This is a genomic window from Lysinibacillus sp. RS11 (assembly GCF_042019215.1).
Taxonomy (GTDB): domain Bacteria; phylum Bacillota; class Bacilli; order Bacillales_A; family Planococcaceae; genus Lysinibacillus; species Lysinibacillus xylanilyticus_A.
Genome location: NZ_CP168124.1, coordinates 4,532,187 through 4,546,412, shown reverse-complemented (window position 1 = coordinate 4,546,412; position 14,226 = coordinate 4,532,187). Strand labels below are relative to the sequence as shown.

Annotated in this window: 17 protein-coding genes and 1 pseudogene; 15 read left to right on the top strand and 3 right to left on the bottom strand. The window is 37.6% G+C overall.

Annotated elements, in window-relative coordinates; all coding sequences use genetic code 11:
* Positions 1–33: 33 nt before the first annotated feature.
* The 11 genes and pseudogenes from AB9L17_RS23435 (at position 34) to AB9L17_RS23385 (ending at position 8,960) form a co-directional block, all read left to right on the top strand.
* A pseudogene (locus AB9L17_RS23435) lies at positions 34–539 on the top strand (nucleotidyltransferase family protein).
* A 24-nt stretch (positions 540–563) separates the two neighbouring features.
* The gene (locus tag AB9L17_RS23430; RefSeq protein ID WP_375199857.1) at positions 564–1,058 is read left to right on the top strand and encodes a DinB family protein; all 495 of its coding nucleotides are present in this window, start codon (positions 564–566) and stop codon (positions 1,056–1,058) included.
* Positions 1,040–1,870, top strand: coding sequence for a helix-turn-helix domain-containing protein (locus AB9L17_RS23425; protein WP_375199856.1), 831 nt, complete (start codon positions 1,040–1,042; stop codon positions 1,868–1,870). The genes AB9L17_RS23430 and AB9L17_RS23425 overlap by 19 nt, the downstream gene beginning before the upstream one ends.
* A 345-nt stretch (positions 1,871–2,215) precedes the next feature.
* A complete protein-coding gene (locus AB9L17_RS23420; RefSeq protein WP_375199855.1) occupies positions 2,216–3,199 on the top strand; it encodes an ABC transporter substrate-binding protein in 984 nt (327 codons plus the stop codon).
* Positions 3,200–3,313: 114 nt separating this feature from the next.
* A complete protein-coding gene (locus AB9L17_RS23415) occupies positions 3,314–4,321 on the top strand; it encodes a FecCD family ABC transporter permease (protein WP_375199854.1) in 1,008 nt (335 codons plus the stop codon).
* The gene (locus AB9L17_RS23410; protein WP_375199853.1) at positions 4,314–5,345 is read left to right on the top strand and encodes a FecCD family ABC transporter permease; all 1,032 of its coding nucleotides are present in this window, start codon (positions 4,314–4,316) and stop codon (positions 5,343–5,345) included. Before AB9L17_RS23415 ends, AB9L17_RS23410 begins: the two co-directional genes overlap by 8 nt.
* Positions 5,346–5,375: 30 nt before the next feature.
* Positions 5,376–6,158 (top strand): ABC transporter ATP-binding protein, encoded by a 783-nt coding sequence (locus AB9L17_RS23405; RefSeq protein WP_068985095.1) that lies wholly within the window; start codon positions 5,376–5,378, stop codon positions 6,156–6,158.
* A complete protein-coding gene (locus AB9L17_RS23400; RefSeq protein WP_375199852.1) occupies positions 6,155–6,934 on the top strand; it encodes an alpha/beta hydrolase in 780 nt (259 codons plus the stop codon). Before AB9L17_RS23405 ends, AB9L17_RS23400 begins: the two co-directional genes overlap by 4 nt.
* A gap of 162 nt (positions 6,935–7,096) precedes the next feature.
* On the top strand, positions 7,097–7,753 hold the full coding sequence (locus AB9L17_RS23395) for a hypothetical protein (protein ID WP_375200831.1): 657 nt from the start codon (positions 7,097–7,099) through the stop codon (positions 7,751–7,753).
* 74 nt (positions 7,754–7,827) lie between these two features.
* On the top strand, positions 7,828–8,310 hold the full coding sequence (locus AB9L17_RS23390) for a hypothetical protein (protein ID WP_068984985.1): 483 nt from the start codon (positions 7,828–7,830) through the stop codon (positions 8,308–8,310).
* Positions 8,311–8,447: 137 nt separating this feature from the next.
* Positions 8,448–8,960 carry a YfiT family bacillithiol transferase gene (locus tag AB9L17_RS23385; protein WP_375199851.1) on the top strand — a complete coding sequence of 171 codons (513 nt, stop codon included), beginning with the start codon at positions 8,448–8,450 and terminating at the stop codon, positions 8,958–8,960.
* Positions 8,961–9,105: 145 nt separating this feature from the next.
* Here the strand turns inward: AB9L17_RS23385 and AB9L17_RS23380 are convergent, their stop codons facing one another.
* Together AB9L17_RS23380 and AB9L17_RS23375 are read right to left on the bottom strand one after the other, a co-directional pair.
* Entirely contained in the window at positions 9,106–9,711 is a 606-nt protein-coding gene (locus tag AB9L17_RS23380) for an exosporium glycoprotein BclB-related protein (RefSeq protein WP_375199850.1), read from the bottom strand.
* 261 nt (positions 9,712–9,972) lie between these two features.
* Positions 9,973–11,142 (bottom strand): hypothetical protein, encoded by a 1,170-nt coding sequence (locus AB9L17_RS23375; RefSeq protein WP_375199849.1) that lies wholly within the window; start codon positions 11,140–11,142, stop codon positions 9,973–9,975.
* Between the two features lie 246 nt (positions 11,143–11,388).
* On the opposite strand from AB9L17_RS23375, the gene AB9L17_RS23370 reads away from it, so the two are divergent.
* The 4 genes from AB9L17_RS23370 (at position 11,389) to AB9L17_RS23355 (ending at position 13,834) form a co-directional block, all read left to right on the top strand.
* Positions 11,389–12,027, top strand: a complete 639-nt coding sequence (locus AB9L17_RS23370; protein ID WP_375199848.1) for a hypothetical protein — start codon at positions 11,389–11,391, stop codon at positions 12,025–12,027.
* Between the two features lie 121 nt (positions 12,028–12,148).
* Complete coding sequence (locus AB9L17_RS23365; protein WP_375199847.1) at positions 12,149–12,724, top strand: hypothetical protein; 576 nt, start codon at positions 12,149–12,151, stop codon at positions 12,722–12,724.
* Positions 12,717–13,028: a hypothetical protein gene (locus tag AB9L17_RS23360; RefSeq protein ID WP_068984979.1), complete on the top strand. Its 312-nt coding sequence runs from the start codon at positions 12,717–12,719 to the stop codon at positions 13,026–13,028. Before AB9L17_RS23365 ends, AB9L17_RS23360 begins: the two co-directional genes overlap by 8 nt.
* 14 nt (positions 13,029–13,042) lie before the next feature.
* Positions 13,043–13,834: a hypothetical protein gene (locus tag AB9L17_RS23355; RefSeq protein WP_375199846.1), complete on the top strand. Its 792-nt coding sequence runs from the start codon at positions 13,043–13,045 to the stop codon at positions 13,832–13,834.
* Positions 13,835–13,945: 111 nt separating this feature from the next.
* Here AB9L17_RS23355 and rpmG read toward each other — a convergent pair whose 3' ends face one another.
* A complete protein-coding gene (rpmG, locus tag AB9L17_RS23350; protein ID WP_004231780.1) occupies positions 13,946–14,095 on the bottom strand; it encodes a 50S ribosomal protein L33 in 150 nt (49 codons plus the stop codon).
* Positions 14,096–14,226: the final 131 nt, after the last annotated feature.

Sequence of the window (14,226 nt, the reverse complement as noted above, 5' to 3'; positions counted from 1 at the left end):
GCGCAAACATTGGTATGACAAAATCAGAGGTAAATGAAACTGATAAAAACAAAAGAAAAGCTACAATTACCGGATTCATCGGTATGTGCTGGATTTGTTCGGTCTAAGGTGTGGGATGTTCTGCATGAAAAAAATACAGAACACCATTAGCTGATATTGATGTGATATATTTTGATAAAGTAAACTCTTTAGAAAAATATGAGAAGCAGTATGAACAAGAACTGAAGAAATATTTACCGGATGAGCCTTGGTCTGTGAAAAATCAAGCAAGGATGCATGTAGTAAATAACAGTAAACCTTATCGGTCATCGATTGATGGCATTGCACATTTTCCAGAAATACCGACAGCTATCGGTGTGAGGCTTGCTAATGGAAAACTTGAGATTGCTGCACCTCATGGGATCGAGCACTTAATTTCTGGGATTGTCGCTCCTACATCATATTTTCAAAAAGGTTCACAAATGCATGAGGTTTATGAGAAGAGGATTCAAAGCAAGCAGTGGAAATCAATTTGGCTGAAGCTACAGGTTGTCTACTAAAAAGAAGTGAAGGGGCTGAAGAATTTGTGTCACGATAAAAATCAAATAATCTTACATTATGAAAAATCTATAGCATTTGTGGAAAGTTTAGCAAATGTTACGGAAGAACAATGGCGTACGCCTATTGAAGCTGGCAAATGGACGGTTGCAGAGGTGATTGGACATCTTACGCCATGGGATGAATTCGTGTTAAAACAACGTCTTCCGTTTCTTTTTACAGAGGAAAGTCTACCAAAAGGGCCAGCTGTAGAAGAAATGAATGCAAGCGCGTCATATAACAGCTGTGTACAAAGTAAAGAAGAAACGATAGCCAATTTTATAAATCAGAGACATCAGCTAATGAACGCACTTTATCCAATAGATGATCAGCAATGGCAAAAGTCTTTTAAAATAGGTACATCTGAATTAACGCTTTACGGGTATTTTGCTAGTTTAGTAGATCATGATTTGCTTCACTTTTCACAAATCCAAAAAGTTTTAAAGAATGTAGGAGCTATAAAGTGGATATCAAGCATTTAATTGATTACTATGCACATGCGTCTGTAAGTTTTACAGATGTTTTTACAAATAAAATGGAGCCAGGTCAAGTAGATACAGGACGTACAACAGCTCCTGGGAAGTGCGGGTTAGTTGTGCCACTTGCTGGTAGTGCCATATTTAGTTTTAATGGTATCCCTTATGTAATGGAGCCAGGTATGGTCGTACACGCAGGGCCACAAATGCCAATTGAAATTAAAGTTTCTGGCGATAAAGTATGGGAGTATGCGGTTGTACATTATAATATTCCTCAGAAAGAAGTATCTTTATATCCATTAGCAGCTCAGCACTTTTTAATTCATACGGGCTATCATACTAAAATTATTGACTATGTACAGCAATTAATAGAAAGCTATTCACTGCCAGGTAATATGTCCATTTTCAAAGCAAAGACTCTGTTTATGAATCTTTTGGAAGCTATTCTTGTGTCGGCAAAAGTGAAGGTTCTCGATAAAGCAAGCGACCAGATGGAGCAAGCTTTACAATACATACATGAGAACTATGCTACACAACTTTCTGTTTCAAAAATTGCTGAGGAATTTGGCGTGGAGCGTCGTAGGTTTGCCTATTTGTTTGAACAGCATACGGGTATGAACCCTAGCGCCTACTTAACGGAGTATCGCTTACGACGGGCGAAGGATTTACTGCAATATGACGATGCTACAGTAGCGGAAATAGCAGAATGTGTAGGCTATGCAGATTGTTTTTATTTTAGTCGGGTATTTAAAAAGTGTACGGGAGTGTCCCCGACAGCGTATCGAAAAAAAATGCTTGAGGAAGCAAAATACGTATAAACAAGTTGTTTCTTGAAAAAGAAGCAGCTTTTTTTGTGACATTTGCCAGAGGCTTTGGGCCAACAAGATGTAACTTAGACCCGCATTCATCTCACAACCTATAGAGGTAGGAGACTTCTGTACCTGCCGCTACGCTTTCGGTACAAAAATATCTGTTGAAAGAAGTTGGAAATCGGCAAAAGTCCATGTTGTTCATGAAATTATCCATTCACAATTGTTTTTCGCTTTGTTAGGATAGTATCCGTAAATGATAATGAATATCAATTGAATCGCTAATTCCTATTGACTTATAGTTGAAAATGATTATCATTATCGGTATGTAGCGATTTGTTAGGAGAGAATATTATGAATAAATATTTTAAAATGTGTGCACCTGCTCTATTAGCGCTATCCTTGGCTGCGTGTGGGACGGATAAGGCAGAAGAGTCTACTACATCAACAAATAATGCGTCAGAAACAAGTGCAACAGAAACGCAAGCAGATCAAACGAAAACACAAACGATTACATATTTGGGAGAAAAATATGTAGTTCCTGCAGATGTGAAAAACATTGTAACGGCAAGCTTAGAATCTATGGAAGATGCGGCGATGCTTGGTATTAAGCCTGCTGGTGTACTAGAAGTAGGTGGCAAAATTCCATCATATCTTGCTTCAGAATTAGAGGGTGCTCAGCTTATAGGAAATAAAATGGAGCCGAATGCAGAGGCCATTCTAAGTCTTGATCCAGATGTTATTTTAGGTACCTCAAAGTTCCCTGAGGAAACTGCCGAAAAACTAAATAAAATTCAAACGATGATTCCGTATTCACATGTCTCTACAAATTGGAAAGAGAACTTAACATTACTTGCACAGCTTTCAGGTAAAGAAGATGATGCTAAAAAAATCATTGCAGATTATGAAGCGAAGGTTGTTGATGCGCAAGCCAAATCTAAAGAGCAACTAGCGGACAAGGAGATTCTAGTTATTCGAGTACGCGGTGGCGTAATGTATATTTATCCTGCAGGAGTTTACTTAAATCCTGTGCTATATGAAGATTTAGGAGCTCCAATACCAGAAATTTTAAAAACTACAAAGGCTCAGGCTGAACTATCTCTTGAAACATTAGCAGAGGTAAATCCTGATACTATTTTCCTTCAGTTCGAGGTATCAGAAAATGCCGATGCACCAAAAGCGCTGGAAGAGCTACAAAAGAATCCGATTTTTGCAAGCTTGAAGGCATCACAAAATAATCAAATTTTCGTCAATGCGATTGATCCTTTAGCGCAAGGTGGTACTGCATGGTCTAAGGTAAAATTCTTAGATGTCGCAGCTGAAAAATTACTTAAATAGTATCAATTATGCCTCGGCATAGATAGGCTGGTAGTAGATTTGGTGGCATCACCAGGCTATTACCAGCCTTTTATAAGATTGAGAGAGAAATTGATAAAGAAAAAGGTGTGGAAGTTGAAAAAAACAAACATTGCGGCATTTTCAATATTAGCAGCTTCTCCATTCCTCATTGCGATTGTGGCATTAGTCTCCGTAATGTACGGTACAAAAGACATTAGCGCAATAACGGTGTGGCAGGCGATTTCTGCATTCGACCCTTCAAATGTGGACCACCAAATTGTGCGAACAGGACGAATTCCTAGAATCGCCGCAGTTTTACTAGTGGGAGCATTTTTAGCAGTAGCCGGCGCTGTTATGCAGGGTATAACACGAAATTATTTGGCGTCTCCTTCATTAATGGGCGTTAATGATGGTTCTGCATTTGTGATTACGTTAGCGATCGTATTTTTCCCAGGGCTTCCAAATTACCAAATGATCCTACTCTCTATGCTCGGTTCTGCATTAGGGGCAGGTATTGTATTTGGTTTTGGCTCTTTAATTCGAAATGGTTTATCACCAGTACGACTTGCCATTATTGGGACAGTCATTGGTACATTTTTAAGCAGTATAGCCACAGCCATTGCGATGTATTTCCAAGTATCACAAACAGTAAGTGCTTGGTATAACACAAAGGTACATATGGTGGATGTAGATATGCTCTTGCTATCGATTCCATTTGGATTGATTGGTTTAATCCTTGCATTCGCTTCAGCTAAAGCTATTACGATCACGTCATTAGGCGAAGATATCGCTATTGGACTTGGCCAAAAAACAAAAGCGGTGAGAATCATAAGTATGCTAGCTGTTGTCTGTTTAACAGGTACGGCAGTTGCACTTGTAGGGAAGATAGCCTTTGTAGGGTTAGTCATTCCTCATATTACGCGTTTTCTTGTTGGAGTAGATTACCGCTTTATCATTCCATGTGCAGCTGTAATCGGTGCGTTCTTCTTAGCACTTTGTGATGTGCTTAGTCGTTTTGTTAATTACCCATATGAAACTCCAATTGGCGTATTAACAGCATTAGTTGGTGTCCCGTTCTTCTTATATTTAGTTCGTAAACACGGAGGTGAAAAAGGTGCGTAAAAAAACCTCGCGTGTATTCGTTATGACTGTTTCAATACTCATTTTATTTATTTTGGGTACCAGCTATCTCCATATGACAAATGGGGTCTTTGATATGTCGGTGATAGATGTTGTCAAAACATTGTTACGTATTGAACCAAATCCAAAATTTGATCTTGTCATTTTTGAATTCCGTTTACCACGTATTGTCATTGCAGCGCTTGTTGGTGTTGGCCTAGGGATGGCAGGGGTGGTGCTACAGGGCATAACACGAAATGGCTTAGCTGATCCAGGTATTTTAGGGATTAATGCGGGTGCTGGGGCAGCAGTGGTTATATTCATGTTTTTCTTTCAATTACGTCTCACATCTGCAGATATGAGTAGCTGGTTATCGATTTTAATGATGCCCATGTTCGGGTTTGTAGGCGGTGCTTTGGCTGCGCTACTTATTTTTTCATTTGCCCAGAAAAATGGTCATTTAGATATGCAGCGACTTATTTTAACCGGGATTGCTATAAACAGTGGTTTTGGGGCACTGTCACTGTTTTTATCATTAAAAATGAGTGCTCAAGATTTTGAATCTGCCGCAGTTTGGATGGCAGGCTCTATTTATAATGCAAACTGGATTTTTGTTGTGACTATGCTACCTTGGCTTATATTATTGGGCTTTTATGTCCATCGGAAAGCGTATTTGCTCGATTATTTTCAACTGGAAGAGGATAGTATTACAAGTTTAGGGATAGCGGTAGAAAAAGAGAAAAAGAAGCTGTTATTGGAAAGCGTTGGCTTAGTCAGTGCTTGTGTATCAGTATCAGGTAGCATCGGGTTTATCGGATTGATGGCACCACATATTGCAAAACAGCTTGTCGGTATACAACATCGTTATGTCATGCCAGTAAGTGCATTGATTGGCGCAGGATTGCTTATTATAGCTGATTTTATAGGAAAAACAGTATTTGCACCGTCTGAGCTAGCGGTTGGGATCGTTGTCTCGATTATTGGGATTCCGTATTTCTTATATTTACTAGTGAAATCAAAAGCATAGGAGGAAATAGGTGTGCAAACGGCATTTAGAATGGAAAATTTATCTTCTGGCTATGAGCAGGTTCGTGTGTTTGAAGGCTTAAATTTAACGATAGAGGATGGGAAGATTACGACCATCATAGGACCTAATGGATGTGGAAAATCAACATTATTAAAAACAATTGGTCGTATATTAAAGAAGCAGCAGGGCACGGTTTATTTGCAGGACCAAAACATGCAAAATTTATCGACAAAGGAAATTGCGAAAAAGCTAGCGATCTTATCTCAGACGCCTATTGCACCAGGTCAGCTAAAGGTTGAGGAGCTTATTGCTTATGGTCGTTATCCGCATCGAAATAATGTGAATCGCTTAACAAAGAAGGACGAGGAAATGATTGAGTGGGCCTTAACTGTTACAAATACAAATGACTATCGCAATCGCGAGCTTGGACAGTTGTCAGGGGGACAGCGCCAGCGTGTATGGCTTGCAATGGCCTTAGCGCAAGAAACCAATATTTTGTTATTAGACGAACCGACAACTTATTTAGATATGGCGCATCAGTTAGAGGTACTAGAAATTGTTAAAAATCTGAACGCGCAGCATAGTTGTACGATTGTTATGGTATTGCACGACATTAATCACGCTGCACGATATTCCGATCATTTAATTGCGATGCGACAGGGAGTTGTGATGAAAACGGGAACACCTCAGGAAATTTTATGTGCAGATGTAATGCGAGAAGTATTCAATATAAATGCACGTATTATGGAAGATCCTGTTACGAAAACACCCGTATGCTATGGCTATGATGTTTTGAAGGAGGCCGACAAATGATGATAGACAAAATTGCAGCAGCATCTGATTATACATCGCAGCAAATAACATCGAATTTTACGGATTATACGTATACAGTAAACATTTATGTACCGAGCGGAGACGTACCAGAAGGTGGTTTTCCAGTTTTATATGTATTGGACGGTTCATCATATTTTCACCTTGTGAAGGAAGCAGTCCGCCTGCAAAGTCGTAATGCATCGAAAACAGGTATTTTACCAGCTATTGTAGTTGGCATTGGGCATGGAGCTGATATGCACGAACGACGGTTTTATGATTTTACAGGACAAGCTGAGACGTATACGTATCCTGCAAGATTTAAAGGGAAGGGCCATAAGAAACATGGAGGAGCTGAGAACTTTAGTAGATTTTTAGAGGAGGAATTAAAGCCAAGCATTCAGGCGCAATTCCCTGTAAATGTACAGCAACAAGCACTGTTCGGCCATTCATTAGCGGGTTACTTTGTACTTTGGCAATTATTCCATCATCAAGCAAACTTCCAACGTTATATTGCGATTAGCCCTTCTATTTGGTGGAATGAGCATGAACTATTAAAGTATGCTCCAACATTTATAAAAGAGCGTCCATTTGCTTATGAAAAATTATTCATAGGGGTGGGGGAACTGGAAACCTTTATGGTGGATGATGCAAAACAGATTGCCGGCGATTTAGAGAAAATTATGGATATTGCTTTTTATGAAGCGTTGGAGGAAAATCATGCTTCAATTGTTCCAACGGTTATGAGTAGAGCAATTCGTTTTTTAAATAAAAATTAATAGGACAAACTGCATTATCTTGTGATGATGTGGTTTGTTTTTGATTATAAATGCAATGTATTGTATTTTTAATCTAAAGGAGTGTTGACACAGGGAGAAAACTGTAATGGGATTTCTCTTGCTATCGCAACCATGGAAAAACAGCTTACGTAATAGGGGGGACTGCTCTTGAGGAAAAGGCTTGGCTGCTTACATGCACACCATTCAAATATTGAGTATATAGAATATGCATTTCAAAACATTGAGAATGTAGAGCTAGTTCATTTTGTGGATCCAGGTCTTATACAGCAAGTTTCAAAAGGGACTGACGGGTTAGCTTTTGAGGTTAAAGAGCAACTTAAATGGATGGAACGTTGTGATATGGACGCCATCTTAATAACGTGCACGAATTATATTGCAGTGTTAGAGGAAGAACGGCTGGAACTCTCTATTCCAATTATTAAAATAGATGAGCCCTATTTTGAAACCATATGTGAAGAAAAGCAGCCTCAAACGATTCTTTTTACAAATCCGGAAACCGTAGAAGGTACGATGAACAGACTTCAGCAATATGCCGAACAGCATGGAAAGTCGATAGATGTTGTAGCAAAGGTTATCGACAATACGTTTGAGCTAATTATGCAGGGGAAAAAGGAAGCGTATAATAACGCTATTATACAAACCTTTCATGATATAGCGAGGGAGCAACGACGACGAATTTCAGTTGCACAGCTTTCGATGGTTGATGCTGCACAGCAATTCGAAAAGGAGTCTGCGTCAACGATTACTCACCCGTTAAAGTCATTAGTTAAATTTGTAATGAGATTAATAGAGGGGTGATTTTCTGAATAATCTGTAACAAAGTGTGTGAAAGAATCGTTTCATAGGAAATACCCTGAACTAGGAGTGATGTTTTGAGGCGATGTATACTTTTTCTTACAGTGATATTATTGTTAGCAGGCTGCGCAAATAACGAGAAAGTAGTCGCTCTGCCCGATGATTTACCTGATTTTGTACAAGAAAGTGACTTTACATCAATTGATTGGGACAAAAAGGCAGTAGAGTTTGGAGACAGAGGTATTGTCGGTAATGTGAATAAATCAGGTGTTATCGGGGTCAATATGCCAAGTTTAAGCACTCAAAAATGGATGTGGCATCTTTGGGGAATTGAAGAAGGTCGAGATAGCAAGTTAACCATTGTCGGGTATCATAAAGAATCTAAAACAGTGCATCCTATCTTAGTAGATGGTTGGACTATAGGGCTTGGTGGGCCTGTTAATGGTGCAGATGCTCATACACCTTCAAGTGTAAAAATACCGAAATCTGGTGAATGGGCGATTTTACTTTATACGAATGGAAGCTATTTTGATACGTTGATCTATGATATTAATGAATAGAAAAGTTAATGGTTCAAGCAATGACCTTTGTTTTGTAAGCTACAATTCTAGCAAAATGAGGGTTTTATACATAGTGGCACGGAAAATATTAAATTGGTAATATGAAAAGTAAGAAAATAGAAATGGAGGAGAGCTACATGACCGACTTACGATTTCCAATTGGACAATTTCAATTTCCTGAAGTAGTTACAGCACAGCAAGTACAGGAATGGATGGAGGATATTCGTCTATTACCGAAACAACTAGCAGAGGAACTTAAAGGAGTAAGTGAGCAAGCATTAAAAAAATCCTACCGAGAAAATGGCTGGACGGTTACACAGCTTGTTCACCATATTGCAGATAGTCATATGAATAGCTTTATCCGTTTTAAGTTAGCTTTGACAGAAGATGCTCCAACGATTAAGCCTTACAATGAGGAGGAATGGGCAAAACTTCCGGATGCAGAAATGCCTGTCGCAGCCTCATATCAATTAATTGAAGGTTTACATGAACGTTGGATTTTTTTGCTGAAAAGCTTAACAGAAGACCAATTACAGCGAGCGTTTAATCATCCTGATTCAGGGTTGATGACGCTTGAAAAAGCCTTAGCTTTATATGCATGGCATGGAAAGCATCATCTTGCTCATATTCAAATTGCTTTGGCTAAATAAAAAATTTTTCCAGAGAGAAAAATAGGCGATTTTCTGATCTAGAAGAAAATCGCCTATTTTTGAAATTGTTTTCAAGTAAATATCGTATGTTACACGGATAATGATATTATATGGTAGCTTTAATCTAACCTACAAACATAATCTTTTATACAATATTAATACCTGCACTTGCGTTACCGGTAACAGTAGCAACAATCCCCGACGAAGTAATGGAGAACACCATTAATAAACGATCACCAGCAGCTACTGGCACTGGTGTAACGTTTCTAGTACCAAATGTAATAGTACCTACTGCTATTGTTGAGAGAGCTGGAGCTAAATCAACAAATGCATCTGTAGGGCTGAAAACATTACTTCCCGCAACCGCGCGGTAAATTTGTGCTCTGACTGTTGCTGTTCCTGTAAGGGTTACAGCAACTGTTGCAGACAAAGATGCAGAAATAGATGTAATAGTACCGTCACGTGGAACTGAAAAGGCTTCCGTTCCTGTAGCAGCTGTTAAATCTATATTTGTACCAGTAAGAGTTACCCCTGGAATAGAAGTACCGAATCCTACCAAACTTACTGTGCCGATCGCGCCACCAAGAACTGATGTTAAAATAACAGGCACATTTCCTGATGCGAATGGGATAATGGAGCCTGTTGCTGGTGGAGTAGTAATACATGCAGCGTCTATAGCCTCGAAAGGACCAAGTGCATGACACTCGTTTTGATTATTAGAGCAGCCGCACATTGAATTATTCATACACATTTTTACACCCCCTTTCTTCATTATTCTATTCAACTAAGAGTATAGGGGTAGGGCCATTAACTACATTGCAGTTTTTATATGTGAAAATATGGAGGCTTCTTTAGAGGTGTTTTTGTCAATGGCAAGTATTCTCTAATGATATGACTTTCTGCTAATTTGTTAATTGAACAGAAAAAAGTCCAATATGTATATTCATACTTATTGGACGGTTTATCGTATAAATCTCCACTGTAACTATACACTGTACACCGCAACGTTAAGCTAGCTCCATTTTCGAAAGAAATTGAAAAACAAAGAACCTTTTTCCTTTTTTTGGCTTTCTTCAGGAAATTCTTCTTTTAGCTCGGTTTGCTTGTTGATCTCTTCAATTGAAGTGGGTTCAAAAATCTCAAATTCATCACTTTTTAAAATAGGGGATTTATTTACGTCCCCTTGCTCATTAACCGCATTAGCTGCTACAGGAATGACAGGTTCATTAACAACTTCAGAAGCTACAGGAATGACAGGTTCATTAACAACTTTAGAAGCTTCAGGGAAGGCAGGTTCATTAATTACTTCAGAAGCTACAGGAATAACAGGCTCATTTGTTATTACAGAGCTCACTCCATCTAAAGTGACAGTGTTATTAATATCTTCGGATTCTCTATAATTAGCTGAACCTTCCGCTTTAAAGTCATGGTCAGTAGAATAATGGATTTCTGCATGCGGTAAAGTATTAGATTCATAAACACTAATTGGAATTTCCTGTGCATTGGTAGCGTTTTTAAAATGTAAGGTGGATTCGGTAGTGGTATTTTTATATAAACCATTATATATTCGGCTTGGATGAGTATTTTTGGATTGAAAATATTGTTGATTAAAATGGCGATCTTCGGGTGTATTTCTTTGATTTCCATTGTGAGTAGGAGGTATACCGTTATTTACATCTAATTGTGCATTTCTTGCTTTACCTGCCAGACTTTGTAGCATTTTATAAGAGGGCTGTTTAAATACAATCGCCGATTGGCTTGTTGTCTGTGTAATGATCGGATCCCTTTGTAAACCGTTAGCAATAAATTTAGATGTGTTTTCAGTTTTAGGTGTAGTGATTGGAGCTTCAGTATTTTCAATCGTAAGTAATTTGTTTAAAGCCCTTAGTATTTCTTGGTTCATTTCCTCAATCGTTTGATTCAGAGACTCGATTTGCGTCGAAAGAAGTCTTATCTGCCCCTCATAGCCCCTAATTTGTGAATTTTGCTTATCGTCTAATGTTTCCGTTAGCCCTTCTAAATGGGCGATTTGTGTTTTAATCGCATCAAATTCCTTTTTCATAAATAGGTAATCTTCTATTGAAGTCCCCATTTTTAATGAGGTTAACGTTTCCCTATACGTTTCAATCCTTTGCTTCAAATTTTCAATGTCTTGCGTGGAGTACAATTTTGAATTTTCCATAGCAATTCACCCCTTTCAGTCCACTAATATTTTATTAAAAATATTTACTTTTTGTTACAAATATACTGGTCCTTTCAAACATTTTAGTTTCTCCTTAAGAAGAGGAGATGTAAGCAAAAACGGTACATAGTGATACTTAAGTATTTTAATAAAAATCAGAACGCATTACTTTTTAGCCCATGCACTTTTAGTCAGAAAACATAAGATACAAACGAAAGGTAAAAAAATTATGGAGGTGTCAAAAGGATGCACGATAATATGCCATCCCAATTGCAGGAACCGATTTGTATAAACGTCGATAAGGTGTTTGACTGGATTGTAAAGGAAGCTACGTTTGAGTTTTCTCCTACTGGCCCAATTGCTTTTCCAGGAGTAACAGCCACGACTGATTTAACTGGTGCAATGGTTACATGTAATGTAGTTCCAAGAGCAACTAACCCTGTTGTTATTTTGAACCGTGAGAATCGTCAATTCACTATTGATGGTGCAACGGTATGTCTTCAAAATCTGACTATTCAAAAGAACTTTACTGTTACGTTAGTTGTTACTTTACCAAATGGTACTAAGTTTACAAGCAATCCTATTACAGTTTCACGTTGTGAACAAGTTACATTATGCGCGCCGAAAGGGACAGATGTAGAAATTGTATTCACAGATTTAGATTGTTTCGTTTGTTCAACAGGAACTCTAACTGCTGCAGCAGGCACAATTACGTTTACTGCATTAACAGTTACTATATCAGTTTGCCAAAGTATTCAATCTACATTCCCAGTTACAGTGGAATTCTTAGCAACTTTCTGCGAGCCAAGAGCAGAATTACCGTTTGCGTGTCCGGGTGTAGTTCGCCCAGCGCAATGCCCTGCTGTATTTCCACCTGTCCGTTAATGGTACTAACACATAGAACAAAATCATATTGTAAAGAGAGGATAATCCTCTCTTTTTTTTATGAAAGGATTTCAGACAGTGGGTTGATTAATTTAATACTATTGGCAAGGGGGTTCTAATTATGACTACTCGTATCGATCATGTGGAACAAAAGATAAATGAACTAAAAAAACAAACGGATTTTTATGTTCATGAAATTAAAAAAAAGGTTGAGGAGCTTGTTATTCCGGAAAATGTAAATATCATTAGTTATTTCACATCCTCGTTCAATATTTCTTATAATCCTGATGAGGAGAGCTTATGCTTGGGCTCTTATCATATTCGCAATATAGGTAATCAGCCTATAACAAATCCGCATCTATGTATAAAACTGCCTGAAGACTCTCCATTCTCCTTCTCTGGAAGGTATGTCTATGAACATTTCGCACCAAAATTAAAAGGAAACAGTAGTTGGGAGAGAATCAATGATCAATCAAGCAAGGAGGAGTTCTGGCTTAGACCTATTGGAAAAACAACGTTAGAGCCAAACGAAACATTATCATTTCCTAACTTTCAAATTAAATGGAGTCATAATTTTTCTTATTCAGGAAGTATCATGGGTTTTACATATTGTGATCAGCTAAAAGATGGTGTCGTTGTCTTAAATCCTATTAATCTCAATGGCATTAGTTATGCACAGGAGGATGAAAATGAGTGAGTCTGAAAATATAAATCAAAAAATAGATAGTGTTGTCCATCAACTAATAAAGGAACAACTTACGAATCTATCTAACTCTAGTAATACGAAAAATAACAGCTTTGCGTATCTCGAAAAAGGCACATTGAATCTACTCATTGCCTATTTAATGTCAGGAGAAAAGAGAAAAACTGGAGAAATTGGTCATAAAGAAATTTACAACAAAGAACTAGAATTGAAGATTATAAAGCAGCTTGATGAAATGTTAGAGGATAGTAAGGAGCAATTTGAAGAAGTGATAAGTTTACTTAAAAAAATGTCGTGATAGGAGGTGCAATTGTGGATAATGATATTGTCAAAAACAATGATCCTGCTCAACTGCAGCAAATGATCATTTTTTTAAGAGCCGAATTAGCGAAATATAAAAATGAAGTTAACAGGCTCAGAGATAGCGATTATTATTCATTAGTACTAAGACTAGAGCGAGAAAATGTCCAATTAACCAATCAAAAGAAGGAGCTTTCGATGGAGCTTTTAAAGCTGAAGAGAGACTATGAAAAAGAAACAGAAGCCTACAATGATGATATTCAAATTAGAGAAATTCACAAAAAAAAACAAATTTCTTCGATAGAGACATTATTAAAAGAAATAGAAGAGCTGCGTGCAGAAAATAAACTATTAAAAGACACTAAAGTTGAATTACTTTCAGTGAATACAGATGTTAATTATAGGGCGGACATTGCTGGCCTTGAAAACAAGGTGAGTGATTTTACAAAAGAAATAAGCGAACAAATGGAGGCAATCGTTGAAGCAATGGAGAGATCGCGCTTAGAACAAGCCAATTCAGATAATCTCAATAAATATTTAACTAAAGAAATAGAGGAAAAAAACAGCGAGATAGAAAAATTATCGCAACAATTAGCGAATGAAAAAAAACAAATCTCTTCCTTGAATGGAAAAACGATAATTCATCCGGAAGTTTTTACACAATTGGATGCTCAGGTAAATAAAGTATTGGCTCAATCTGTAGATTTTGAAGGGCAGCTGGATCATAAATTACGTTTTCTTGATGAAATGGAGCAGAAATTGAACGAGCTAGCTATAGAAATAAACACTAATAAAACCGTATAAAGTAGGTTGTTGAAAGGGGATCATATCTTTTTTTCTTCCCGTTTTAAATAAGCTGTTTCAAAAGTAAGTGAAGTCACTTTTGAAACAGCCATTTTTATGTGATTAGGGGAATTATTTCGTTTCTCGGTGCAGTGTGACTCTTTTCAAACGTGGGGAATATTTTTTAAGTTCCAGTCTCTCAGGATTATTTCGTTTATTTTTCGTCGTGATGTAGTTTTTATCACCTGTTTCGGTACAGGCTAATGTTACTTGTACGCGCATAAAAAGCCTCCTCTTTTAAATAGTAATCATTACGCTTTATACATTATTATTTTTAATGAAATATGTCAATAAGGTAATTTCACTAAATTATGTCGAGGCATAATTGATCGTTGCATTATGTAGGAATCTGT

Coding starts and splice junctions, on each gene's coding strand:
- AB9L17_RS23420 (WP_375199855.1), top strand. CDS start 2,216: ATGAATAAATATTTTAAAATGTGTGCACCTGCTCTATTAGCGCTATCC.
- AB9L17_RS23405 (WP_068985095.1), top strand. CDS start 5,376: ATGGAAAATTTATCTTCTGGCTATGAGCAGGTTCGTGTGTTTGAAGGC.
- AB9L17_RS23400 (WP_375199852.1), top strand. CDS start 6,155: ATGATGATAGACAAAATTGCAGCAGCATCTGATTATACATCGCAGCAA.
- AB9L17_RS23385 (WP_375199851.1), top strand. CDS start 8,448: ATGACCGACTTACGATTTCCAATTGGACAATTTCAATTTCCTGAAGTA.
- AB9L17_RS23380 (WP_375199850.1), bottom strand. CDS start 9,711: ATGTGTATGAATAATTCAATGTGCGGCTGCTCTAATAATCAAAACGAG.
- AB9L17_RS23375 (WP_375199849.1), bottom strand. CDS start 11,142: ATGGAAAATTCAAAATTGTACTCCACGCAAGACATTGAAAATTTGAAG.
- AB9L17_RS23370 (WP_375199848.1), top strand. CDS start 11,389: ATGCACGATAATATGCCATCCCAATTGCAGGAACCGATTTGTATAAAC.
- AB9L17_RS23365 (WP_375199847.1), top strand. CDS start 12,149: ATGACTACTCGTATCGATCATGTGGAACAAAAGATAAATGAACTAAAA.
- AB9L17_RS23360 (WP_068984979.1), top strand. CDS start 12,717: ATGAGTGAGTCTGAAAATATAAATCAAAAAATAGATAGTGTTGTCCAT.
- rpmG (WP_004231780.1), bottom strand. CDS start 14,095: ATGCGCGTACAAGTAACATTAGCCTGTACCGAAACAGGTGATAAAAAC.